A 22,189-nucleotide genomic window follows, 5' to 3' on the forward strand; every position below is an offset into this window, starting at 1 on the left:
GGCACGGCATACCGCAGCGGTCGGCGCGCCGAGGGCCGCGGCGAGCTCCTCTGGGTCATCGCCCACGCCTCTGGGGGATCGCCAGGCCCCGACCCCGGCGACGCCGCCGACCTCGCCCGCGCCGTCGACGAGCTCGCCCGCGGCCGGGTCTCGGTCAGCCGGGCCCCGGAAAGTGCTGTCCCCGCGCTGACCGCCGCGCTCGACGCCCCGAAAGACGACCGGTGGATGGTGAGGGCCCGGCGTCGGCACCTGTGCGCCGCTGTACTCCTCGACCTCGTGACCGAAGACGACGGCGCGGTACGAGGTCCCAGCATCGTTCACCCGGCGGTGCAGCGAGCGCAGGTCTGGATCGAGGCCCACCTCGACGAGCCAGTCACGGTGAACCAGCTGTCCCGGGTGCTGGGTCTGTCGCATACGCAGCTGCACGAGGCCTTTGTCACGTCGATCGGCACCAGCCCCAAGGACTACGTACTGCGGGTCAAGCTTGAGCGCGCGAAGGTGTTGCTCAGGTCCGGGTCGCTGGGCATCACCGACGTGGCCCACCAGCTGGGGTTCTCCTCGAGCCAGCAGTTCGCGCGCGTGTTCCGCCGGTACGAGGGGGTTTCGCCCAGCCGGTGGCGCGACCACGGAGATTAACGCGACGAAGATCTCTCGACATGTCCATACGCCGGGGGGACGCCTCAGTCCTGACCGGCCCCGACGACGCGTTCTTCTGCCACCGCGTCAGCGAGGCGCTCGCCTTGGGATACCTCCTCCACGAAGGTCCGTCGCTGACGTTCAACGGCAGCGACGTCAACGCCGTCAAGGAAGGCCGCGACGCCTGGCAGGGCAAGGGCTGCTGCGCGCCTCCCGCCACCGCTGCGGTCCCCTCCGCAGGCGCCAAGGCAGACGCCTGCGGCAACTGCACGCCCGGATGTGCCTCGTCGGCGTAGATCCGTGGTGGAGCATACGGTCAGCGTGGGATCAGCGAGCCCTCTTCCGTGACCATCAGGCGTGCCTGGTGGCCGGCCGGCGAGCAGTTGCGGCCGTTGGGATAGGTGGGCTGCGGGGTGGTGCTGATCTGTCGGTTGAGCACGGTGGCGCCGCGCTGGTTCTTGAGTACCAGCGTGACGTGTATCGGCTTTCCTGGCAGGTCACTTATGATCGCGAAGCCAGGCCAGATGGAGGGCTCGGGGGTTTGGCGGGTCCTGGCTGCCGGGCTTTCTGCGGCGGTAGCGGATTCCGTGCTCATCACGGGGTTTCCTGGGGTTGCCGGTTCGTCCGGCGAGGTCTTACGCAGCTGTAGCGTGCGCTTGTGGCAGGTGTCGTCCCAGCACACGGTGAGGGCCGCGTCGGCCACCCTGTTCGCCAGTTTTGGGTGAGCCTCGACCCGGATCCCGGCGGGCGCGTCTATCAGGGTGCAGAGACGGGTGTCTCCCGCAAAAACCCCGCACCCGGTCAGCAGCGTCAGAGCCGCCAGAGGTACTGCTAATCCGACGTTGTGTCGCACGCTGGCTCCTCGGCAACCGTCTGCATTTTGATCAATGGCCACTCATGCTCGCACGGCAACTGCACCGTGCCGCTCGGCTCGGACGGTCGCTGACGCTGGGAGGGGGGTTTGTTGGTGTGCAGGGTGGCCGCTGGCCTGGTGTGTTGTTGGTTTACTGAGAGACGAGATGAGCCGTTCGAGCGGGCAGGTCGGGGGCGGTGAGCTGGGGTTATGTGTTCTTAGAACTCCTAACGAAATGATCTTCGAGGTGGTTGGATCACTCCAGGAGCGATGATCCGGGGGTGCGGAGTGGCGCGGCCGAAGCCGTGGGAAGTCGATGACGAGTTGTGGGCGGTGATCGAGCCGCTGCTGCCCAAGGTCGAGCGCCGTACCCGGCATCCGGGGCGCAAGCGGCATCCGGACCGGCTGGTGTTCCAGGGCATCCTGTTCGTGCTGCACACCGGGATCTCCTGGGAACACCTGCCGCAGGAGCTCGGCTTCGGGTCGGGCATGACCTGCTGGCGCCGCCTGGCCGAGTGGACCGAGGCCGGGGTGTGGCCCCGGCTGCACGGGGTGCTCCTGGCCAAGCTGCGTGGCGCGAACGCCCTGGACTTCTCCCGGGCGGCGGTCGACGGCTCCCACATCCGGGCGTTAAAGGGGGATCCAAGACGGGACGAAGCCCTGTAGACCGGGGCAGGACGGGCAGCAAGCGCCACGTGATCACCGATGCCACAGGCATCCCGCTCGCCGCCACCCTGACCGGCGGCAATCGTAACGACGTCACCCAGCTGATCCCACTGCTCCAAGCCGTGCCGCCCGTGCGCGGCAAGCGCGGCAGGCCCCGGCGCCGCCCGGACGTGGTGCTGGGCGACCGCGGCTACGACCACGACAAGTACCGCCGCCTCGTCCGGGACCTCGGCGTGAAGCCGCTGATCGCCCGCCGCGGCACCGAGCACGGCTCCGGCCTGGGCACCCAACGCTGGGTAGTAGAGCGCGCATTCGCCCACCTGCACTGGTTCCGCCGCCTGCGGATTCGCTGGGAGATCCGCGACGACATCCACGAAGCCTTCCTCACCCTCGGATGCGCACTCATCTGCTGGCGACGCCTGAATTCATTGCGATAGGAGTTCTTATGCCGCTGCTCTGCGCCGGCGCCGTCCGGGGCCTGGTGACAAGTGGCACCTGGACGAGGTGTTCGTCAAGATCAACGGCGTGCAGCGGTACCTGTGGCGGGCCGTGGACCAGCACGGGAACGTGCTCGACATCCAGCTGCAGAACCGGCGGGACGAGGCCGCGGCCAGGCGTTTCTTCCGGAAGCTGATGAAGAAGACCCAGTCGGTGCCCCGGGTGATCGTCACCGACAAGCTCCGCTCCTACGGCGCCGCCCACCGCCACGAGATGCCGTCGGTCGAACACCGCTCGCACAAGGGCCTGAACAACCGGGCCGAGAACTCCCACCAGCCGACGAGGCAACGCGAGCGCGCGATGAAAGGCTTCCGATCGGTGGATGCCGCACAACGGTTCCTGGCCGCGTTCAGCGGCATCTCACCCCACTTCCGACCCCGCCGCCACCTCCTCACCGCCCCGACCTACCGCGCCGAGATGATCACCCGCTTCGCGATCTGGGACCAGATCACCGGTGTCGCCGGCCTGCCCGCCGTAGCCTGAGCCGCTGTCACCACCGAAGCCGAAACGCGCCGAACCGGCTCACACCCTCGAGCACTCGCTCAACCTGACAACGCCCCAGGCCGTGCTGTTCGAGGCGGCGGCGGAAGTTCCAGTCCTGCCTGTATGCCTCGTCCGCGGTGACCCAGGCGACCGGTGTGCCAGCATCCATGGTGCGGGCGATGATGGCCTTGGCCAGGTCGCCCTTGGTCGCGAACTCCCGCTCCTCGGGGATCTACGCCGCACGGCAGCGCCGTCAGGACGATCAGGTCGGCACGCAGCCCAGGGGCCGGCGCGCCCCGGTCGGTGAGCCCGGCGGTGCGAAACTGCCCCGGCCGGACGAGGGCCAGGGCTGGATCCTGCAGACATGACGGCATACGGGAAGATGGACGCACAGGCATGGACTCGCTCGGTGCTCATACGGACTCGACACCCATATGATCGCCAGCGGCCATGCCTGTTCTGCGTCCGGGGCCGCTGTCGGCACAAGCCGACAACCCGTCACATCCAGTGTTCAGCAGGCGAACCGCCCACCTCGAGACGTCTCAGAGACCCTCCCTGCACAACGGAGCTTCGTTCTGTTACCGCCAAAATCTCCTCCAGGGAACGGGCAACACCATGGTTTCCGAATTCTCCCTCTTTATCGTAACGTCCAACGAGCTCCTTCGAGGCGGTCACATCGAGGGCGTGCTGATCGCTTTTCCCGACATAAAGCTCGTTTAGCCGGAGACCGGAGCCGACTCCCCATTCAAGTTTGAATTCGGCAACCGGCGCATACTTGCGCAGATCGATGTTCTGATACGCGCCCGTAAATGTTCCGGCGTCGATCCATTCCGGATCCCCGGTCCTTGCTGCGCCAGCCTGAGCGAATCTCTTGACCTTCAGTTTCACTTCCGATCCCTCGTTCTTCATCAGGATCAGATTGGTTGCGTCCAGGGTATTGGTGTTGTTGTAGGTCAGCTCTCCCGCCGTGTTGCCGACGTCGACATGGTTGAAGATATCGAGGTCGAGCAATTTCTCTCGGTCGCTTAGATTAGCTGAGAGAACGGAGGTGTCCTCCTCGACGGTTGTATTAACCTTGACCTCATTGATCTTGAGCCAGTTGTTCTGTACGCCGTCGGTCAGCTTCACATAACGGGCCGATGTACCGCCGATGTCCACAACATTGATGTTTCCCGCGTCAGTGAACGTGATCGGGTTACCCCACCTCATCCCGTCCGAACTCAGTTCGATCTTGCCGGAGGACAATACGTCCTGGTCGGAGTTGATGAGCATGTCATAAATCGGGATCTCGCTTCCCAGATCGAATATGAAATACCGATTTCCGGTAGACCCCCTGAGCCAGAGATACGTGGACGGATCACCGTCCACAATATTGCTCACATTCCCCGAATAGATACTGGCATTATAAGCTGTTGCAGACAGGGACGTTGAACCGCCGAAACTTACGGAAAGCTTCGTAAGTGCGAAGGTCCTTGCCTCCTCGGACGCGTTCCTCACGCGAATGTATTTAGCCGCATTGATGTGTGGATCCGACCAAGACATCGCGCTCCAGTTTCTCCCGTCTGCCGAGAACTCGGCGGTCAGAAACTTGAGGCCATCGTCAATTTTCAGAGTGTGCGTGTTCTTCAGCCTGTTAAATTGGAATCCAAAATAGTCCCCGGGTTCCAGCGTGATCTCGGCGACGTGCCGCAGTGCTGCGGAAGCGCCTTCGAACGTCAGCGCCTGATTCTTCAGCGCGGATACGTTGGTATAGACCTCTGCTGGTTTTTCCACGTTCACCTGAAACTCTTTGGCGGATAGGCAGCGATTCGGTGATCCGGTGTTCTCGTCGGTGGCACGGTAACGCAAGAATTGTGCGTAAATGTCGAGTCCTTGAGCAGAGATCTTGCTCGTTTCGAATTCCGCATCCTTTGTCCAGTGGCTGTTATCGAGTGACGCTTCGAGCACACCCTTTTTATAGTACTTCGTGTCGTCCATCGCGATGTGTACGTTGTCGATATGCTCTTTCCTGCCTAGATTGACGCCGAAGTACGTGCCGCGCGACACCACCGTGCCCGAGTCGGTCGCCGTCGTCATATCGCCGTCCAGCATCCTCGTGTAGTCGAGGGTCGTGCTGCCGAAACCGCGCACCTTGGGCGGCAGGGAGAGTCTTTCCATAAGCCGCATTTCCAGCAGGGACAGGATCTCCTCGGTGAAGGGAGCGATCTCTTTTTGCGCAACGACCTTTGTCGAGGACGACACTGCTGCTTTAAGCTCTGCTCTGCGCTCAGAAATCAAGTTCATGGCTGCCCGGATTGATGCGGGATCATTCGCAGAGATTTCTCTCAATTTCAGCATTCCTTGCACAGCGTTCCTGCTCGACTGTGCAATCTTCTTCATTTTGTCCAACCAAGGCGTGAGCTCCCCCGAGATACCGTTCGTGCCTTGGTATGCCTTGAGTGTGTCTACGGCACGGACAATCTCTTCGAATGATCGAGCCAGGGACGGAAGCCGGCAGTACCGCCGCCTCGACCGCGGGGGCGATCGGCAGGCCGACGCCGCCCTGCACCGGATCGTGCAGACCCGCCTGCGTGTAATTCGCGCCCCCAGGACCACCAGGAACGCCGTATCAGGAAGGCAAGACCCGACGTGAAATCGTCCGATGCCTCAAACGCTAGGTTGCCCGCGAGGTCTTTCACCTGATCCAGCCCACATCATCACAGTCTTCGTCATAGCGGCTGTGTGATAACGCGTGAGACGTGAGGAACCCCCGTCGGACTGTTCCGGCTGGGGTTCTGCGTGTATCGGCAGGTCATGCTGTGCGCTGCTCGACGCTGTCTTGGCGGAGGTCCGGGCCCTCCGGAGGAGGCGGTGACGACGTGCCGCGCCGTGCCATTTCGGACGGCCGTCGTTGGCGCGTGCGGATCTCGGGTTTGGTGCCCTTCCTCCCCGGCGTGCGATCCGTGCCGAGATGGACGCGGGTGCACCGCTTGATCTGGCGCACGTACTACCGCGAACAGGCCACGGAACGGGACCGGTGGGAGTGATCCCTGTCGCCCGAGGCCGGTTGAAAGCCACACCCGACGCCCCTGGGTGGGCCAACCATACGAAGGGCTCGCCCGGTCCCGTGGAAGAACGTAGGGAGTGGTTGTGAGGGCCGCGTGGCGTGCAACGCGGCCGCACAAGGTCCATCGCAGTGGCTCCGCAGGTGGCCAGGGGGCCCAGAGAAGAGAGCTTCATGCCAGCCCGGCCGCCCACAGGCACAGTCTTGAAGCACCTCGGCAACAGGTTCCACGGCGAACACCTCGTGCTCACGCGGCACTCCTGGGACGGGTCGTCCCATGACGTCCCGTCCCGCTCAATCGCCCGCAGTACCGGTGTTGCCATGAAGGCGACTGTGCCTCCAAGTGCGCTCGAGGTGCTCGAGGTGGAGAGCCGGCAGTGCTCAGACTGCGGTGCCCTCGGCGGCGGCCAGCATGTTCTCGATGAGGTCGGCGGCGCGCGGGGTGCCGCCCTCGGCCCGGGCAGCGGTCTGCAACCGCCGGGATCGGTCGCGGCGTTCCAGGTCCGTGACCAGGTCGTTCAGCGCCGCGCGAAGGGTTTCGGCGATGGCGTCCGAGGTGTCCACACGGCGGGCGATGCCGAGTTCCACGAGCCGGTCGGCGTTCATGAACTGCTCGGCTCCCTGCGGCACGGCGATCATGGGAACGCCCGCGAGGAGCCCCTCGCCGCAGCCGCCCATGCCGGCGTGGGTGACGAAGGCGTCCGCCTGTTCCAGGATCGCGCGCTGCGGGACCCAGGAGTGCACCTCGACGTTGGGCGGGATGTCGCCGAGTTCCCCGGGGTCGGTGTACTTGCCGATCTGGAGTACGACGTGCCAGCCGGGCAGGTCGCCGAAGGCGGCGAGGCACTGGCGGTAGAACTCCGGCCGGCGCGTGTACGCGGAGCCGAGCGAGATCAGCAGCACATGGTCGGCGGCCGCTGGGCGGGTCCAGCCGTCCGTGTCCGCACGGGTGTCGAAGCAGGGGCCGACGAAGGTCACCCTGTCGGTGTCGACTCGATCGGTGTGCGGCTGCATCGCTCGCGGGATCAGGGCGAGGGCCCGGGCGGGCGGCCCGGAGAAGGAGTCCACGTCCCTGGTGGTTGCCCCGCAGTCGGCGAGCCACCGCGCGAACTTCTCCCGGTACGCGTCGGCTCCGGGCAACTTCCGCAGATGCACGGCCACTTCCTCCTCGTAGCCGTCCCAGCCGACGAACGTCGGGGACAGCTGAAGGAGGGGACGGTCCTGCGCCTCGGCGAGGGCGCGCGCGGCGTAGGCGCCGATGTCGTAGAGGTACAGGTCAGCCGGGTCGTCGTCGTAGGCGGCGCGCAGTTGGGGGAGCGCCTGGACGGCGTCGTCGAGGAAGAGGCTCGCCGCGGCGATGGGGTCGTCGGGCCAGTTGTTGTCGGCGACCGGAAGTGTGGAGGCGCAGGGCACCGGTTCCGCGCCGGCGGACTCGATCCGGTCGGCCATGACCGGGTCGTTGGCGTAGGTGACCCGGTGGCCGCGGGCCACGAGCTCGCGGATGATCGCGAGGCTGGGCAGGACGTGGCTGACGATGGGTACGCCGACCATCGCGATGTGGGCACGGGGGCGGGGCATGGCTGATCACTCGTTTCGGGGTGGGGCGGGCGGTATGACGAGGACGCGGTGTCAGGGCCTGCCGATCTGCGCGGCGGCTGCCTCCAGTTCCGCGATCGACCCCGACATGATCGTCCGTACGTGCTCGGTGATGTGTTGCACGGGCCAGTCCCACCACGCCACGGCGAGGAGGCGGGCGACGTCCGCGGCGTCGTAGCGGGTGCGGATGAGCCGGGCGGGGTTGCCGCCGACGATGCCGTAGTCGGGTACGTCGCCGGTGACCACGGCGCCGGAGGCGATGATCGCGGCGTGGCCGATGCGTACGCCGGGCATGACCGTGGCGCCGTGGCCGAACCACACGTCGTTGCCGACGACCGTGTCTCCCCGGCCGGGCAGGTCGGTGATCAGGTCGAAGTGCTCCGCCCAGGAACCGCCCATGGTGGGGAACGGAAAGGTGGACGGGCCGTCCATACGGTGGTTGGCGCCGTTCATGATGAACCGGGTGCCCGTGCCCAGCGCGCAGTACTTGCCGATGACAAGCCGCTCGGGTCCGTAGTGGTACAGCACATTGCGCGTCTCGAACGCGGTCGGGTCGTCCGGATCGTCGTAGTACGAGTAGTCACCGACCTCGATCAGCGGCGACTTCACCAACGCCTTGAGCAGGACGACGCGCGGGTGCTCGGGCATCGGGTGGAGCACGGTGGGGTCGGCGGGAACGGTCGGCATCGTGGAGACGGTTCCTCTCGGGTGGGCCACTAATGCAACAACTGCTGTATTAAGATGCTGGCACAGCCCAGGCACGTTGATCAACCGGATATTGGATTCCCGATGACAGACCCGACGGCCACGACGCCGGACCGCCGTCCGGGCGGTCGCACCGCCCGCATCCGCACCCAGGTTCTCGACGCGGTGCGCGCCGAACTCGCCGAAGTCGGCCACGAAGGACTCACGATGGAGGGTGTCGCGACGCGCGCGGGAGTGCACCGCACCACGGTCTACCGGCGCTGGCGCGATGTCGGTGGTCTGCTCGTCGACGTCATCGATGCCGCCGGCGAGATCGACTGGCAGCCGCCGGACACCGGCTCGCTGCGCGGCGATCTGACGGCCCTCAACCAGGAGATCCAGGAGTCCTTGGTCGTACAGCCGTCGTTCGCCGTCGCTCTGATGGCCGCCTCGTTCCACTCCGAGCGGGCCGCGCGGGCGCAGAAGAAGCTGTGGGCGGACCGGTACACCCAGTGCGAGGTTCTCATCGACCGCGCTGTCGAGCGGGGTGAACTCCCCCCGCGGCGCACGGACGCGCGGAGCCTGTTGATTGCCGCCACGGCGCCGCTGTACCACCAGCTGGTGCTGCTGCGCTCCGATCCCGACCCGCAGCTCCCGGAGCGGGCCGCAGCGGCGGCGGTGCTGGCGGCTGCGGCGGGTGCCTTTCCCGTCCGTCGGGAAGAGAGCGTGTGAGCGAGGAGACAGGGAGCGAACGCAAGCGCAAGAGACGGTGAAGGGACCTCGGCCGGGGGCTCGGTCCCGCCGCCCGGGGACGGAGCCGGGGGAGAGAGGTGCCTGCCGCGTGTGCGACGGCGATGACCGCTTCCACGACGTCGACCCGGAAGTGCACGTGCCGGCGTGGCGCGTACGAAGTGCGAGGGCGGCTCAACAGGCTTTCGAGGCCGGTCCGGGGCCACCGCACGGCCGTGCCCGGCGGAGGGCCGGGCCGTTCGCTGTGCCTCTCCGTTCGCTATACCTCGGACACGGTGAAGAGGCCGCCGTCCGGGTCGCGAATGACGTACGCGGTCTTCGAGGAACCGGCGTGCGAGAACTCGCCCCCGGCGGCGGTCGCGGCCGCTGCGGTCCGCTCGATGTCAGGGACGTGGAAGTCCACGATCCAACGGGGCCGGATCTTCGGATCCGGGGCGGATTCGACGCCCCCGCCGCATAGCGTGACGACCGTACGTCCGGCGACCTGGACGAAGACATGGTCCTGCGCGTAGTCGACCATGCAGCCGCCGGGCGGTCTGGCCCAGCCGAGGACCGCTGTGTAGAAGACGGCGGCCTCGAAGGCGTCACGCGTCTGCAGATCCAGCCGGGCGGGAGCGCTGCCGTACCCGACCGACCAGGCCAGGGCGGGGCCCTCCCAGAAACCGAAGACGGCACCGTCGCGGTCGGTGGCGAGCGCCGCTCGTCCCTCGCCCAGGTCCAGCGGCCCGTTCGCGAGGGTCGCGCCGCGCTCTTCGACCCGGTCCGCGGTCTCATCGGCGTGCTTCACGGCGAAGTACGGTGTCCAGACCGTGGGCGGGCCGATGCAGGGGCAGCGCGACCCGATTCCGGCAACGGGCTTGCCGTGCGCCGTGGCCACCGAGAAATCGCTGCCGAGGTCGCTGTCACGGAAGTCCCAGTCCATGACCGACGCGTAGAAGGACTGTGCGGCAGCCAGATCGGGTGCCATCAGGTTCACCCAGCACGGTGCGCCGGTCACCGGCGTGATCCGTTCGAAGGCCGACATTCGATGCTCCTTCCGCTCCTTCCGGTGAACGCGTCGCCTTCGCGCTGGGCGCTCGGCGTTTCCGGCAACCGGCGGAGCCTTCGAACGGCCAGGGCGTACCGGTCACCGCAGGCCTCTCAGCCGGACACGGGGCGGCCGAAGAGGACGTCGTATCCGGGGGGAAGCTGTAGCAGGATGCGGCGCAGGAGATCCTCGTCGCAGGCGTCCGCCACCACGCTGAGAACGGCGCTCGTGTCCCACGCGGCGGTCTGCTCGGTGGCGCCCTCGACCCACGCGGCGGTGGCACGTACGAGCCGTTCGGGGGTGAGTGGTTCGGCGGCCTGCAACGGGTTGAGCAGGATCAGCGCGAATGTTTCGGGGAGCCGGGCGGCAAGTTCGTTCCGCTCCTTGCCGACCAAGTGCGCCCCGAGCAGCGCCAGGACCACCCGAGCGGCCCGTTCCGCTTCCTGGGGCGTGGGATAGGCGCCGCGTTCCTGGACCGTTTCGAGGAACGCCTGCCATCGCATGTGCGTCAACGGAGGCCCCTTCCCGTGGACCGCGGGCGGAGGGCGGGGCGAGACAGGGGGGAAAGGGCGTGCGCCCCGCCCTCGGCGGTCCACCGATCTAACGCGTCAGGCGGTGATCCGCTTGTCGGAGCCGGCGGTCCTGACCGGTCGCGATCTCCCGGGTGAGCCGATCGAGTTCGCGGAAGGGGTCGGTGCGCATCAGCATCACGAATCACCTCCGGGACGAGTCCGGATATTCTCGTCATGCGCCTCAACTCGGTTGTAACATGTCATCCAAAGGATGACAAGTGTGATGTCATGCGAACGATGACACGCATACGTCCGGGAGGGCTGCTCCGTGACCGAAGTCGACGCGCATGCCTCAGCCGAGATCCCCGGCACCGCGGGTGTTCCGGCCTCGCTCCTCGCCGCCGCCACCGCGCTCGGCACGATCGACGCCGTCCTGCGACAGGCCTGCACACCCGACGGCCCGGAGCCCGCAGGCGCCGCGCCCGAGCCCGCGGACGCGCTGGACGCCCTCCTTCTGCTGGGTGACGTACGTCGGCGTCTCGCGGTATGGGAGCCGTCCCTCATCGAGGTCGCCCGCGAGGCCGGAGCCAGCTGGGCCGAGATCGCCCAGCCGCTCGGTGTCACCAGCCGACAGGCCGCCGAACGCCGCTACCTGCGGCTGCGTACCGGTCCGCTGGGCACCACCGGCGAACAACGGGTACAGGCCATCCGCGACCGCCGCGCCGCCAACCGCACGGTCGCCGCCTGGGCGCGGGACAACGCGGCGGACCTGCGTCGGCTCGCCGGCCGGATCACCTCCCTCACCGACCTCCCAGAGAGGGCCGCCGCAGCCGTCGGCGAGCTCGACGAGGCCCTCGGCGACGACGACCCCGCCCGTCTCATCGGGCCGCTCGCCGACGCGCGCCTCCACTTGGAGGACCATCGCGACCTCGCCGACCGCGTCGACCGCCTCGTCCATCAGGTCGACAACCTGCGCAGGCACAGCGTCAGTCGGCGGCGCGGAGTGACCATGCCCCCGGAGCGGCCGAGTCCGGGGACCGCGCGACGGTGAGCCCACGGGTCCGACCCACGCGGCCGCTCGCCCGGCGGAGTCGGCGTACTCGCTCGACACCCCGGTGAAGCTTCGGTCACCTTTCCCGGGCCGCTGCTCGGCTCCCTCTCCCGCCCGCTTCGGCACCGGCGATCTTCCTGGCCAAGGCGCGGGCCGAGATCGCGGACGGCGCACCGTCGGCCGAGGCCGAGCAGCGTTCGCGGCGGCGGACCACGGCACTGATCGGAGGACGGGAGCGATCGGCGCCTTCGGCGGAGTCCTGGTCAACCTGGCCTTCCGGCAGTCCTTCCTGAAACGCGCACCAGGGGCAGGACGCATTCCTGGCCTTCCTCGGATACTTCTCGGCCGGTGTCTGGTGGTGACCTGGGCCTGCTACCTCCGACGTCCGCACGTCACCCGCCGGGGGTGTGAGAGCGCCGAAAGTCCACCAGGCTGTGCGATGCGGGAAAGACCGCCGTCCGATGCCGGAAATACCGCCGTCGCGGCCCTGCCGGGATGAGTATCGGACCGCTTCGTCCTAGGGTGCGAGCCATGGCAGAGAGTGCAGCTCACCGGGGTGCTGCGGGGTGGGGTGATCACTCTGCCGCCGGCCCCGGAATCCCCGATCCGCGTCGATGGCAGGCGCTCACGGTGTGTTTGATCGCAGGGTTCATGACCCTGCTGGACGTATCCATCGTCAACGTTGCCCTGCCGTCGATCAGGGAAGGGCTCCACACCCCGGAGTCCGACCTGCAATGGGTCCTCTCCGGCTACGCACTCGCCTTCGGCCTGTTCCTGATCCCCGCCGGACGGCTCGGCGACGCGCGGGGACGCCGCGTGGTGTTCATGGCCGGGCTCGCCCTGTTCACCCTGGCATCGGCGGCCTGCGGAGCGTCCCAGTCCAGTCTCTGGCTGGTCGTCGCCCGACTGGTACAGGGCCTCGCCGGAGGCATGATCTCGCCCCAGATCTCCGCGTTGATCCAGCAGATGTTCTCCGGTCAGGAGCGCGGCCGGGCGTTCGGCATGTTCGGCACGGTGGTCGGCATCTCCACCGCTGTGGGCCCGCTGTCGGGCGGGCTGCTGATCCAGGCGGCCGGGGCCCAGGAGGGCTGGCGCTGGGTGTTCTACGTCAATCTGCCGCTCGGGGCCGTCTGCCTCCTCCTCGCCAGGCGGCTGCTCCCGGACACTCCCTCGGCCGGCCGGGTGCGATTGCGTGATCTGGACCCCCTCGGGGTCCTGTTGCTCGGCGCGGGCGTACTGACGCTGCTGCTGCCGTTCGTCCAGGCGCAGCAGTGGCCGGGCGACTGGAAATGGCTGCTGATCCCGGTGGCCGCGGCGCTGCTCGCCGCCTTCATCGGCTGGGAGTCCCGGTGCGGCAGGCGCGGTACGCAACCCGTCGTCACCCTGTCGCTCTTCCGGGTCCGCTCCTACTGGCTCGGCTGCCTGCTGATCCTGCTGTACTTCTGCGGATTCACCTCGATCTTCTTCATCACCACCCTCTACCTGCAGAACGGACTGCACTACTCCGCCCTGCAGGCGGGAATCGCCATCACGCCCTTCGCGCTGGGCTCGGCCGTCGCGGCGGGCCCAGGCGGCCGATGGGTCGGCCGCCTGGGACGGCCCCTCGTCGTGGCCGGGCTGATCACGGTGACCGTGGGGCTGGCGGGCACCGCGCTCGCCGTGCACCTGGTGCCGGGGCGGGGGGCGGGGTGGGCGATGGCGGCCCCACTGCTGCTGGCGGGTCTGGGCAGCGGCCTGGTCATCTCCCCGAACCAGGCGCTGACCCTCTCCGAAGTGCCGGTGGCCACGGCCGGGAGCGCCGGCGGAACCCTCCAGACCGGCCAGCGCGTCGGTTCGGCGATCGGGATCGCGGCGGTCGGCTCGGTCTTCTTCGCCCAGTTGGTCGGCAACGGGTGGGCCATCGCATACGACCACGGACTTGTCGTCGCGGGCGCCTTCATCGTGGCCGCCCTGCTCATAGGGCTGGCAGATGTGTTCGGGGAACGCCGGGGCAGGAGCCGTACACAACGATCCGTCCGCATTCCATCCGCAGGGAGAACGCCATGAGAGACGGCGAGCTGAGTGGAACCACCGGCACCGGGACCACCGGCACAGAGTCCGGCATCGAGCCCGACGGCAACGCGACGTACGGACACAAGGCCTTCAAACGCTCCAGGAGCCACTTCGCCGACCGGATCACCGCCGACGGCCGCGACGGCTGGCCCGTCGAGGCCGGCCGCTATCGGCTGGTCGTCAGCCGCGCCTGCCCGTGGGCGAGCCGCGCACTCGTGTCCCGGCGGTTCCTCGGGCTGGAGGGAGCGCTCTCGCTGGCGGTGGCCGATCCGATCCAGGACGACCGCAGCTGGCGCTTCACCCTGGACGAGGGCGGCCGGGACCCGGTGCTCGGCATCAGATACCTCGGCGAGGCGTACGACGCGCGGGAACGTGACTACCCCGGCGGGGTCAGCGTGCCCGCGATCGTCGACGTACCCAGCGGCAGACTCGTCACCAACGACTTCCAGCAGATCACGCTGGACTTCGCGACCGAGTGGACCGCGCTGCACCGGCAGGGCGCCCCCGATCTCTATCCCGAAGCCCTGCGTGACGAGATCGACGAGGTCATGCAGGGCGTCTACCACGATGTGAACAACGGCGTGTACCGCGCGGGCTTCGCGGCGGAGCAGTCCGACTACGAAGCCGCGTACGAGGATGTGTTCCGGCGCCTGGACCTGGTGTCCGAGCGTCTCGCGGACCGGCGCTACCTCGTCGGCGAAACCCTCACCGAAGCGGACATCAGGCTGTTCACCACGCTGGTGCGCTTCGACGCCGTCTATCACGGACACTTCAAGTGCAACCGCTCGAAACTGGCCGAGGACCGGGTCCTGTGGGCGTACGCCAGGGACCTGTACCAGACCCCCGGATTCGGTGACACGGTCGACTTCCACCACATCAAGCAGCACTACTACCGGGTCCACACCGGCATCAACCCCACCGGCATCGTGCCCGTCGGCCCCGAGCTGTCCGGCTGGCTGACCCCGCACCACCGGGAAGAGCTGGGCGGACGCCCGTTCGGCGACGGCACCCCGCCGGGGCCGGTGCCGCCCGGCGAGGAGGTCCCGCCGTCGGGGCGTCCCTGAACCGGGCACCCGCGGTGGCTCCCGCCGAGGCAGGGGGCAGGGCCCTGTCGAGTCGGCAGCGATCACAAGATATCTTGATGTCAAGCAATGTTGCAGACGTGGAGCGGAGCACAGGGTGACTGACTCGACCATCATCTATACACACACCGACGAGGCCCCGGCCCTGGCGACGTATTCGTTCTTGCCCGTCGTCCAGGCCTACGCCTCCACGGCCGGGGTCAATGTCGAGAGCCGTGACATCTCGCTGGCCGGGCGCATCATCGCCGGCTTCCCCGAGCGTCTCCAGGAGAGCCAGCGCATCGACGACGCGCTCGCCGAGCTCGGTGCGCTGGCCAAGACGCCCGAGGCCAACATCATCAAGCTCCCGAACATCTCGGCCTCGATCCCGCAGCTGAAGGCTGCCATCGCCGAGCTCCAGGCTCAGGGCTACGCGCTTCCGGACTACCCGGACGACCCGCAGACCGATGAGGACAAGGATGTCCGCGCGCGCTACGACAAGGTCAAGGGCAGTGCGGTGAACCCCGTGCTGCGCGAGGGCAACTCCGACCGCCGCGCCCCCGCCTCGGTCAAGAACTACGCCAAGACGCACCCGCACCGCATGGGCGCCTGGTCGGCAGACTCGAAGACGAACGTCGCCACCATGGGCGTCGATGACTTCCGCTCCACCGAGAAGTCCACGGTCATCGCCGAGGCCGGTTCGCTGCGCATCGAGCTCGCCGGTGACGACGGCAGCATCACCGTGCTCCGCGAGTCGGTGCCGGTGCTCGCGGGCGAGGTCGTCGACGCGGCGGTCATGCGCGTCGCGGCCCTGCGCGAGTTCTTCACCGCGCAGGTCGCCCGCGCCAAGGCCGAGGGCGTGCTGTTCTCCGTCCACCTCAAGGCCACCATGATGAAGGTCTCCGACCCGATCATCTTCGGCCATGTGGTCCGCGCCTTCTTCCCGAACACCTTCGCCAAGTACGGCGATGTGCTGGCCGCGGCCGGCCTCTCCCCGAACGACGGTCTCGGCGGCATCCTCAAGGGCCTGGACTCCGTGCCTCAGGGCGCCGAGGTCAAGGCGTCCTTCGAGGCCGAGCTCGCCGAAGGCCCCGCGCTGGCCATGGTCGACTCCGACAAGGGCATCACCAACCTGCACGTACCGAGCGATGTCATCGTCGACGCCTCCATGCCGGCCATGATCCGCACCTCCGGTCACATGTGGGGCCCGGACGGCAACGAGGCCGACACCCTCGCGGTGCTCCCCGACAGCAGCTACGCGGGTGTCTACCAGGTCGTCATCGACGACTGCCGCGCCAACGGTGCCTTCGACCCGTCGACCATGGGCTCCGTACCGAACGTCGGCCTGATGGCGCAGAAGGCCGAGGAGTACGGCAGCCACGACAAGACCTTCGAGATCCCCACCACCGGTACGGTGCGGGTCGTCGACGGCAGCGGCAACGTCGTGCTGGAGCAGGTCGTGGGCGCGGGCGACATCTTCCGCATGTGCCAGGCCAAGGACCTGCCGATCCAGGACTGGGTCAAGCTCGCCGTCACCCGCGCCCGCGCCACGGGCGCCCCGGCCGTGTTCTGGCTCGACGAGGACCGTGCCCACGACGCGCAGTTGATCGCCAAGGTCAAGACGTACCTCGCCGACCACGACACCGACGGCCTGCAGATCGAGATCATGTCGCCGGTGAAGGCGACCGCGTTCTCACTGGAGCGCATCCGCCGCGGCGAGGACACGATCTCGGTCACCGGCAACGTGCTGCGTGACTACCTGACCGACCTGTTCCCGATCCTCGAACTGGGCACGAGCGCGAAGATGCTCTCCGTCGTCCCGCTCATGAACGGCGGCGGCCTGTTCGAGACCGGCGCAGGCGGTTCCGCACCCAAGCACGTCCAGCAGCTCGTCAAGGAGAACTACCTGCGCTGGGACAGCCTCGGCGAGTTCTTCGCGCTGGCTGCCAGCTTCGAGCACCTGGCGAAGACCACGGGCAACGCGCGTGCCCAGGTCCTCGCCGACACTCTCGACCGCGCGACCGGCACCTTCCTCAACGAGGACAAGTCGCCGAGCCGCAAGCTGGGCGGCATCGACAACCGCGGCAGCCACTTCTACCTGGCCCTCTACTGGGCCCAGGAGCTGGCGGCGCAGACCGACGACGCGCAGCTGGCGCAGGCGTTCGCCGGCCTGGCGAAGACGCTGGGTGAGCAGGAGCAGACCATCGTCGACGAGCTGGTCGCGGTGCAGGGCTCGCCGGCCGACATCGGTGGCTACTACCAGCCCGACCCGGCCAAGGCCTCGGCCGTCATGCGCCCGTCGGCGACGTTCACCCAGGCCATCGCCGGCCTGCGCTGACGAGACCGGCATGGAAGGGGGGCGTTCCGGCGCCCCTCACCTCTCGTCCCTTCCGCCCCGGCCGGCATCATGCCCGGCCGGGGCGGTCGCGTACGACGAGCCGCTGCGCCGGTAGGTTCGAACGACCGGATCAACTGCTCGTCGAAGGGGGAGAGACCATGCCGGCAGGCAAGAACGCGGTGGTCACCGGAGGATCGCGGGGTATCGGCCGCGCGATCGTCGAGCGCCTGTGCCGCGACGGGGTGCACGTCGTCTTCAACTACGCCACCAGCGACGACGCGGCCGAGGAGGTCGTCCGCACGGTGCGGGACAACGGCGGCACGGCCACGGCCATCCGTCTCGACCTCACGGACCCGGACGGGGCCCGGCAGCTGATGGAAGCCGCCGAGGAGCGGCTGGACGGACTCGACATCCTGGTGAACAACGCCGCGCTGTGCCTCCCCCCGTCCCTCATCGCGGACACCGACCCGGAGGTGTTCGACAGGGTGATGACGGTCAACACCAGAGCGGTCTTCATGACGATCCGCCACGCGGCGGGGCGGATGCGCGACGGCGGCCGCATCGTGAACATCTCCACCGCGAACACCGTGCGGCCGGGCCCCGGCATCTCCGCGTACGCCGCCAGCAAGGGTGCCGTCGAGCAGCTCACCGCCGTTGCCGCCCACGAACTCGGAGCACGCGGGATCACGGTCAACACCGTCTCGCCCGGCGCGACCGACACCGAGCTGCTGCGCGGCACCAACCAGCCGGAGGCGCTCGAGGCAGTCGCCGGTATGACCCCCCTCGGCCGACTGGGCGAACCTGCGGACGTGGCCGATGTGGTCGCCTTCCTGGCCGGCCACGACGGCCGGTGGATCACCGGCCAGAACGTGCGCGCGACGGGCGGGCTGGCCTGAGGGACGCCCGGGGTCGCCCGGACCGGTCACCGGACCCGGCGTTCACCGTCCTTGCCGGTAACAACGTTGCCCGGTGCGGCAGTTCGGGCTGCCCCGAGGTGCCGTGGCGAAACGATTGAGTGAACCGGTGCGCGGTCGTGGCGGGTTGAGCGGGAGAGAACTCCGTACCCTGCGCCGTGGACCACGTCGTCGTCCGTCACCCCCGCCGATTGCCATATCGGGGGCGAGCGGGGCGGAGGCCCGGACCGGAGGGCGCCCTGACGAGTGAAAGTCACGCGACGGCGGGCGCAGGGCCGCACAGAGTGGCCCCGCGGCTGATTTGCTGCACCTGGAATCTGGCGTGACGCGCGCGGGAGCGGCCGGTCGGCCGGCCGGTGGAGGCGGCGCCCCTGGCGGGTGCGCGGCCTACCCGCGAATGGCAATCGAAGGAGCGTCCCAGTGACGACGACGGGCTCAACCGGGGCAGCCGACGAAGAGGAGGCGTACGCGAACGAGATTCCGGTACGCGCCAAGCAACCGGGCAATGTCGTCATCAAGTGGCTGACCACCACGGATCACAAGACGATCGGCACGCTCTACCTCGTCACGTCGTTCGCCTTCTTCGTCGTCGGTGGTGTGCTGGCCCTCGTCATGCGCGCGGAGCTGGCCCGTCCCGGGATCCAGATCGTTTCGAGCGAGCAGTTCAACCAGGCGTTCACGATCCACGGCACGATCATGCTGCTGATGTTCGCCACCCCGCTGTTCGCCGGTTTCACGAACTGGATCATGCCGCTGCAGATCGGCGCACCCGATGTGGCGTTTCCGCGGCTGAACATGTTCGCGTACTGGGCGTATCTCTTCGGCTCGATCATCGTCGTGGCCGGCTTCCTCACCCCGCAGGGCGCGGCCGACTTCGGCTGGTTCGCCTACTCCCCGCTGACCGACGCGGTCCGCTCGCCGGGCATCGGCAGCGACATGTGGATCATGGGCCTGGCCTTCTCCGGCTTCGGCACGATCCTCGGCTCGGTCAACTTCATCACCACGATCATCTGCATGCGCGCCCCCGGCATGACGATGTTCCGCATGCCGATCTTCGTCTGGAACGTCCTGCTGACCGCTGTGCTGGTCCTGCTGGCCTTCCCGGTCCTCGCGGCGGCCCTCCTGGTGCTGGAGGCGGACCGCAAGTTCGGTGCGCACGTATTCGACCCGGCCTACGGCGGCGCGCTGCTCTGGCAGCACCTCTTCTGGTTCTTCGGCCACCCGGAGGTGTACATCATCGCCCTGCCGTTCTTCGGAATCGTCACCGAGATCCTTCCGGTCTTCAGCCGCAAGCCGGTCTTCGGTTATCTCGGTCTGATCGGGGCGACGATCGCGATCGCAGGCCTCTCGGCGACCGTGTGGGCGCACCACATGTTCGTCACCGGCGGTGTGCTGTTGCCGTTCTTCTCGTTCATGACATTCCTCATCGCGGTACCGACCGGTGTGAAGTTCTTCAACTGGATCGGCACGATGTGGAAGGGGTCGTTGTCCTTCGAGACACCGATGCTCTGGTCGATCGGCTTCCTGGTCACCTTCCTCTTCGGTGGTCTGACCGGTGTGATCCTGGCGTCGCCCCCGTTGGACTTCCACGTCTCCGACTCGTATTTCGTCGTCGCGCACTTCCACTATGTCGTCTTCGGCACCGTGGTCTTCGCGATGTTCGCGGGATTCCACTTCTGGTGGCCGAAGTTCACCGGCAAGCTGCTGGACGAGCGGCTCGGCAAGATCACGTTCTGGACGCTGTTCGTGGGCTTCCACGGCACGTTCCTGGTGCAGCACTGGCTCGGTGCCGAGGGCATGCCGCGCCGCTACGCGGACTACCTCGCCGCCGACGGCTTCACCGCGCTGAACACGATCTCGACGATCTCCTCGTTCCTGCTCGGCCTGTCGATGCTGCCGTTCTTCTACAACGTGTGGAAGACCGCCAGGTACGGCAAGAGCGTCGGGGTCGACGACCCGTGGGGCTACGGCCGTTCGCTGGAGTGGGCGACGTCCTGCCCACCGCCGCGGCACAACTTCCACACCCTGCCGCGGATCCGTTCCGAATCCCCGGCTTTCGACCTGCACCACCCCACGGTGCGGGCCCTCGACGAAGCCGTCCGTCCTGACCAGCAGGCGTGAGTACAGCGGTACCCGGATAGGAGAAGCGCGTGGACCCCGACAAGGACACCGCCCGCGGTCTTGCGCAGCTGGAGGGCTATCTGCTGTGGAACGCCGAGATCGAGGAGGCACGACGACGGGCGGGCCGCTTCACCGACGAACTGCCCTGGCTCACCACGGCACAGCGTGAGGACGTGCAGCGCGTCTACACCGCGGACCGTGTCGCCGCGTCGCGGGCCATGCTCTGGCGGATCTGCGTCCGCGCCGCCGAACTGCGCGATGAATACGACGCGCGCTACCGCAGGCTGCGGGCCCGCTGTGTAGCCGCCGGTGTCGTGCTCGTCGGCGCGGTCGGCGGCACCTGTACGGCGGTCACTCTCCTGGTGCGCTGACCCCGAGACGTCGTCCGTCCGCCGTCCTCAGCAGGCGAAGTCGGAAGCGGCTCGTGAAGATGAGAGATGACGGGCGCGTGCGACGGGGCAGGCGAACGGACGACCGCGCAGGCCCGAGAAGGGACGAACACCGTGGCACGACCCAGGATTCTCGTTGTCGGCGCCGGATTCGCCGGGGTGGAATGCGTACGCCGCCTGGAGCGCGCCCTCATCCCCGGCGAGGCGGAGATCGCGCTCGTCGCCCCGTTCTCGTACCAGCTCTATCTGCCACTGCTGCCGCAGGTGGCGGCAGGTGTGCTCACCCCGCAGTCGGTCGCGGTGTCCCTGCGCCGCAGCCGCAAACACCGCACCCGGATCATCCCGGGCGGGTCCATCGGAGTGGACCCCAAGGCGAAGATCTGCGTCATTCGCAAGATCACCGACGAGATCGTCTACGAACCGTACGACTATCTCGTCCTCAGCCCAGGGAGCGTCACCCGTACCTTCGACATCCCCGGCCTGGTCGACCACGCCCGCGGCATGAAGACGCTCGCCGAGGCGGCGTACGTACGCGATCACGTGATCGCGCAACTCGATCTCGCGGACGCCAGCCACGACGAGAACGAGCGGGCCTCGCGCCTGCAGTTCGTGGTCGTCGGCGGGGGCTATGCCGGCACCGAGACGGCCGCCTGTCTGCAGCGTCTCACCACGAACGCGCTCAGGCAGTACCCGCGACTCGACCCGAAGCTGATCAAGTGGCACCTCATCGACATCGCCCCGAAGCTGATGCCGGAACTCGGGGACAAGCTCGGCCGGAGCGCCCTGGAGGTGCTGCGCGGACGCGGCATCGAGGTGTCGCTCGGGGTGTCCATCGCCGAGGCCGGGCCGGAGAAGGTGACCTTCACCGACGGCCGGGTGGTGCCCTGCCGCACCCTGATCTGGACGGCGGGAGTCGCCGCGAGCCCCCTGGTCTCCACATTCGACGCGGAGACGGTACGCGGCCGGCTGGCGGTGACGCCCGAGATGGTCCTGCCGGGCTTCGACGGCATTTTCGCGCTCGGTGACGCCGCGGCCGTACCGGACCTGAGCAAGGGCGGCGGGGCGGTCTGCCCGCCCACCGCGCAGCACGCCATGCGCCAGGGCCGCAGGCTCGCCGACAACCTCATCGCCACGCTGCGGCACCAGCCGCTGAAGCCGTATGTCCACAAGGACCTCGGTCTCGTCGTGGACCTCGGCGGCAAGGACGCGGTCTCCAAGCCGGTCGGTATCGAAATGCATGGAATCGCCGCCCAGGCCGTCGCCCGCGGCTACCACTGGTCGGCGCTGCGCACCAATGTGGCCAAGGCGCGGGTGATGACCAACTGGATGCTCAACGCCATCGCGGGCGACGACTTCGTACGCACCGGTTTCCAGGCCCGGAATCCGGCCAAGCTACGTGACTTCGAGTACACGGACTCCTACCTCACCCCGGCACAGGTCCGCGAGCACACCGCCTCGCTGCACACCGGCACCTGACCCGTAACCGCTCGGCAGGACGCGGCGTGAACCATGCCC

General features: G+C 67.9%; 18 protein-coding genes and 3 pseudogenes. 14 read left to right on the forward strand and 7 right to left on the reverse strand.

Annotated elements, in window-relative coordinates; all coding sequences use genetic code 11:
• The coding region (locus ACZ7L9_RS33940; RefSeq protein ID WP_471421375.1) for a helix-turn-helix domain-containing protein at nucleotides 1-636 on the forward strand (636 nt) is incomplete at its 5' end.
• Between the two features lie 20 nt (nucleotides 637-656).
• Entirely contained in the window at nucleotides 657-932 is a 276-nt protein-coding gene (locus ACZ7L9_RS33945; RefSeq protein ID WP_471421376.1) for a DUF1737 domain-containing protein, read from the forward strand.
• A gap of 20 nt (nucleotides 933-952) precedes the next feature.
• On the opposite strand, the gene ACZ7L9_RS33950 is transcribed toward ACZ7L9_RS33945, so the two are convergent.
• Complete coding sequence (locus ACZ7L9_RS33950; protein ID WP_471421377.1) at nucleotides 953-1,489, reverse strand: hypothetical protein; 537 nt, start codon at nucleotides 1,487-1,489, stop codon at nucleotides 953-955.
• A 270-nt stretch (nucleotides 1,490-1,759) separates the two neighbouring features.
• On the opposite strand from ACZ7L9_RS33950, the gene ACZ7L9_RS33955 reads away from it, so the two are divergent.
• Both ACZ7L9_RS33955 and ACZ7L9_RS33960 read left to right on the forward strand, forming a co-directional pair.
• Nucleotides 1,760-2,592 (forward strand): IS5 family transposase gene (locus ACZ7L9_RS33955; protein WP_471421378.1). Its coding sequence is split into 2 segments (ribosomal slippage): nucleotides 1,760-2,104 and nucleotides 2,107-2,592, totalling 831 coding nucleotides; the frame shifts between segments, so codons are not numbered across the junction.
• 7 nt (nucleotides 2,593-2,599) lie between these two features.
• Nucleotides 2,600-3,136: pseudogene (locus ACZ7L9_RS33960) on the forward strand (IS6 family transposase); the annotation flags it as partial.
• 73 nt (nucleotides 3,137-3,209) lie between these two features.
• Here the strand turns inward: ACZ7L9_RS33960 and ACZ7L9_RS33965 are convergent.
• Both ACZ7L9_RS33965 and ACZ7L9_RS33970 read right to left on the reverse strand, forming a co-directional pair.
• Nucleotides 3,210-3,386, reverse strand: a pseudogene (locus tag ACZ7L9_RS33965) (transposase); the annotation flags it as partial.
• A gap of 248 nt (nucleotides 3,387-3,634) precedes the next feature.
• A complete protein-coding gene (locus ACZ7L9_RS33970; RefSeq protein WP_471421379.1) occupies nucleotides 3,635-5,515 on the reverse strand; it encodes a discoidin domain-containing protein in 1,881 nt (626 codons plus the stop codon).
• 106 nt (nucleotides 5,516-5,621) lie between these two features.
• Here ACZ7L9_RS33970 and ACZ7L9_RS33975 point away from each other — a divergent pair.
• Nucleotides 5,622-5,793, forward strand: a pseudogene (locus ACZ7L9_RS33975) (IS110 family transposase); the annotation flags it as partial.
• Nucleotides 5,794-6,560: 767 nt separating this feature from the next.
• On the opposite strand, the gene ACZ7L9_RS33980 reads toward ACZ7L9_RS33975, so the two are convergent.
• On the reverse strand, nucleotides 6,561-7,757 hold the full coding sequence (locus ACZ7L9_RS33980) for a macrolide family glycosyltransferase (RefSeq protein WP_471421380.1): 1,197 nt from the start codon (nucleotides 7,755-7,757) through the stop codon (nucleotides 6,561-6,563).
• A gap of 51 nt (nucleotides 7,758-7,808) precedes the next feature.
• Entirely contained in the window at nucleotides 7,809-8,462 is a 654-nt protein-coding gene (locus ACZ7L9_RS33985) for a CatB-related O-acetyltransferase (protein WP_471421381.1), read from the reverse strand.
• Nucleotides 8,463-8,564: 102 nt separating this feature from the next.
• On the opposite strand from ACZ7L9_RS33985, the gene ACZ7L9_RS33990 reads away from it, so the two are divergent.
• Nucleotides 8,565-9,191, forward strand: a complete 627-nt coding sequence (locus ACZ7L9_RS33990; protein ID WP_471421382.1) for a TetR/AcrR family transcriptional regulator — start codon at nucleotides 8,565-8,567, stop codon at nucleotides 9,189-9,191.
• A gap of 277 nt (nucleotides 9,192-9,468) precedes the next feature.
• Here ACZ7L9_RS33990 and ACZ7L9_RS33995 read toward each other — a convergent pair whose 3' ends face one another.
• Both ACZ7L9_RS33995 and ACZ7L9_RS34000 read right to left on the reverse strand, forming a co-directional pair.
• Nucleotides 9,469-10,233, reverse strand: coding sequence for a VOC family protein (locus tag ACZ7L9_RS33995; protein ID WP_471421383.1), 765 nt, complete (start codon nucleotides 10,231-10,233; stop codon nucleotides 9,469-9,471).
• Nucleotides 10,234-10,349: 116 nt separating this feature from the next.
• Nucleotides 10,350-10,739 carry a DUF2267 domain-containing protein gene (locus ACZ7L9_RS34000; RefSeq protein ID WP_471421424.1) on the reverse strand — a complete coding sequence of 130 codons (390 nt, stop codon included), beginning with the start codon at nucleotides 10,737-10,739 and terminating at the stop codon, nucleotides 10,350-10,352.
• Between the two features lie 337 nt (nucleotides 10,740-11,076).
• Here ACZ7L9_RS34000 and ACZ7L9_RS34005 point away from each other — a divergent pair, with 337 nt between their 5' ends.
• From ACZ7L9_RS34005 to ACZ7L9_RS34040, 8 genes are all read left to right on the forward strand, one after another.
• Nucleotides 11,077-11,799, forward strand: a complete 723-nt coding sequence (locus tag ACZ7L9_RS34005; protein WP_471421384.1) for a type III effector protein — start codon at nucleotides 11,077-11,079, stop codon at nucleotides 11,797-11,799.
• 531 nt (nucleotides 11,800-12,330) lie between these two features.
• The gene (locus ACZ7L9_RS34010; protein WP_471421385.1) at nucleotides 12,331-13,845 is read left to right on the forward strand and encodes an MFS transporter; all 1,515 of its coding nucleotides are present in this window, start codon (nucleotides 12,331-12,333) and stop codon (nucleotides 13,843-13,845) included.
• Nucleotides 13,842-14,915 carry a glutathione S-transferase family protein gene (locus tag ACZ7L9_RS34015; RefSeq protein WP_471421386.1) on the forward strand — a complete coding sequence of 358 codons (1,074 nt, stop codon included), beginning with the start codon at nucleotides 13,842-13,844 and terminating at the stop codon, nucleotides 14,913-14,915. The genes ACZ7L9_RS34010 and ACZ7L9_RS34015 overlap by 4 nt, the downstream gene beginning before the upstream one ends.
• Nucleotides 14,916-15,030: 115 nt before the next feature.
• The gene (locus ACZ7L9_RS34020) at nucleotides 15,031-17,250 is read left to right on the forward strand and encodes an NADP-dependent isocitrate dehydrogenase (RefSeq protein ID WP_471421387.1); all 2,220 of its coding nucleotides are present in this window, start codon (nucleotides 15,031-15,033) and stop codon (nucleotides 17,248-17,250) included.
• A gap of 158 nt (nucleotides 17,251-17,408) precedes the next feature.
• On the forward strand, nucleotides 17,409-18,146 hold the full coding sequence (locus ACZ7L9_RS34025) for a glucose 1-dehydrogenase (RefSeq protein ID WP_471421388.1): 738 nt from the start codon (nucleotides 17,409-17,411) through the stop codon (nucleotides 18,144-18,146).
• 438 nt (nucleotides 18,147-18,584) lie between these two features.
• Nucleotides 18,585-20,285: an aa3-type cytochrome oxidase subunit I gene (ctaD, locus tag ACZ7L9_RS34030; protein ID WP_471421389.1), complete on the forward strand. Its 1,701-nt coding sequence runs from the start codon at nucleotides 18,585-18,587 to the stop codon at nucleotides 20,283-20,285.
• 29 nt (nucleotides 20,286-20,314) lie between these two features.
• On the forward strand, nucleotides 20,315-20,656 hold the full coding sequence (locus ACZ7L9_RS34035; RefSeq protein WP_471421390.1) for a hypothetical protein: 342 nt from the start codon (nucleotides 20,315-20,317) through the stop codon (nucleotides 20,654-20,656).
• A gap of 132 nt (nucleotides 20,657-20,788) precedes the next feature.
• Nucleotides 20,789-22,150, forward strand: a complete 1,362-nt coding sequence (locus tag ACZ7L9_RS34040; RefSeq protein WP_471421391.1) for an NAD(P)/FAD-dependent oxidoreductase — start codon at nucleotides 20,789-20,791, stop codon at nucleotides 22,148-22,150.
• Nucleotides 22,151-22,189: the final 39 nt, after the last annotated feature.

The organism is Streptomyces sp. NPDC111516, assembly GCF_055635345.1.